We start from the raw sequence: 1198 nt of genomic DNA on the forward strand, positions 1-1198 counted from the left end.
CTTTTAAGTAAGCGTGGTGACATTAAAACTACCAATGCTTTGGCGATGATTGAAACAACAGGTGAGGGTAGTTGAACTGATATTTTTATAAAGCCAAACGTAGTTTAGGCTGACGCCTTCTAACTTTTAAATAAGGGGCGCAGACATGTGGGGCATAATGGCGAAGCCGCCCCGCGTGTATGCGTCCCAGCGAACGAAGTGAGTGACTTAATTTTTTTGTTGTACGCGTTTTTCAACGAAGTGCATACCCCAGCGGTTTGATGCAGAAAGCATAAAGGCATAATAAACGATTGAAAATACACAGCCCAAGAATGCTTCACTTCCTGTTTTAATGAGTAGAGATTTAAAGAAATTCACTACGAGGCAAAACAGAGTTGTAAACCAAATTGCTTTTATAACGTTGTCGTAAATATGGTTTTTTAGAATGCCGCTGTGTTCTTGGAAGCTGAAGAAAAAGCCTGAAAGTTTGCAAGTAAGCCAAGTTAAGAAAAAAGATGAAAATGAAATGAAGATTGCAGCTGCTATTTCTTGAGTAAACACGCCGATTAAGAACGCTGAACCACACCAAACTAGTGGTAACTTAAGCCCTAACTTTTGAGTAATGAGAAGATACTTAGGTTTTTTAAGCTGCATTTCTATCCTTGATGCTCATAGCGTATAACTTTCCAATAACGGGCGCAGACATGTGGGGCATAATGGCGCAGCCGCCCCGCGTGTATGCGTCCCAGCGAACGAAGTGAGTGCGTTAATTGGCTTGTTAGTTGCCACGCTGATACATCCTAGAGTAACAGCTGAGCTATGCGCATAATACTCACTCACTTTTGACGAATAACTTTTTGAATAGCTCTTCTGATTTGGCGAGCCCTTCTTCAGTTAAAACAACAGACTTTGATTTGCCAACAGGGTCGTGAATATAACCTTTTTCATAAAGCCGGTCGGTGATACTCCAATCTATTTGCTTCCAAGCCCTACCAAACTTGTCGTGCAGAGTAAGGTAAAACAGAGCAAGTGCCGCTTCATCGATTTTATCTTCATCTATTTCCACTGCTGTCTCCATTTTCATATGGCTACTAACGCTAAGCTTTGGGGCGCTAGCACGTGGGCTAAAATCCGAGCGAAGCGAGCCAGCCCACGTGTTAGCGTCCCAGCGACCGGAGGGAGTGCCAACAGCGTTTTGTTAGGCGTACAAAGGAAAGTA

General features: G+C 43.1%; 2 protein-coding genes. Both read right to left on the bottom strand.

Annotated features, from left to right (window positions below):
- Window positions 1-207 precede the first annotated feature (207 nt).
- Window positions 208-633, bottom strand: a complete 426-nt coding sequence (locus tag GTH32_RS19250; RefSeq protein WP_163088808.1) for a hypothetical protein — start codon at window positions 631-633, stop codon at window positions 208-210.
- Between the two features lie 178 nt (window positions 634-811).
- A complete protein-coding gene (locus GTH32_RS19255; RefSeq protein ID WP_239260053.1) occupies window positions 812-1063 on the bottom strand; it encodes a DUF6429 family protein in 252 nt (83 codons plus the stop codon).
- Between the last annotated feature and the right edge of the window lie 135 nt (window positions 1064-1198).

The organism is Alteromonas profundi, from assembly GCF_010500865.1.
GTDB lineage: Bacteria > Pseudomonadota > Gammaproteobacteria > Enterobacterales > Alteromonadaceae > Alteromonas > Alteromonas profundi.

Coding starts and splice junctions, on each gene's coding strand:
- GTH32_RS19250 (WP_163088808.1), bottom strand. CDS start 633: ATGCAGCTTAAAAAACCTAAGTATCTTCTCATTACTCAAAAGTTAGGG.
- GTH32_RS19255 (WP_239260053.1), bottom strand. CDS start 1,063: ATGAAAATGGAGACAGCAGTGGAAATAGATGAAGATAAAATCGATGAA.